Raw genomic sequence first — 384 nt, forward strand, 5'->3', positions numbered from 1 at the left:
TTCCGTTGATCCATCACTTACTTTAGTCCAGTTGTATTCAAGAGAAGCGATTTCAAATCCACCATCATAAGAGTAAGAATCTCCGTAAGTGACTGTAGCTGTTTCTGTATTTGCACTGCTATACGACTGACCATCGTAACTGCTGATGTACTCGCTATTTTCAATCAGTTCATCGAAGAATAGGAGGTTATTGTCAACATTGAACTGCGTTTTTTGATCATTGGCATTATCAAAAGTAGTCAATGCTACATCCTCCAATTGGTTATCCGCAAGATTTACCGTTTCAAGATAACCAAAGTTTCCAATGGTCAGACTTGTCGGCAGGCTTGTTAAAGCTCTATTCGAAAGATCAAGGTCGATCACTCTACCGTAGTTGTCAATTTG

At 39.3% G+C, this 384-nt stretch carries 1 protein-coding gene; it reads right to left on the minus strand.

Going from position 1 to position 384, the window contains the following annotated elements; translation table 11 throughout:
- A partial coding sequence (locus IC221_RS29370; protein ID WP_188172335.1) for a hypothetical protein occupies nucleotides 1-384 on the minus strand: 384 nt, incomplete at both ends.

It is taken from the genome of Flammeovirga sp. EKP202, assembly GCF_014534745.1.
In the GTDB taxonomy this organism is placed as follows: Bacteria; Bacteroidota; Bacteroidia; order Cytophagales; family Flammeovirgaceae; genus Flammeovirga.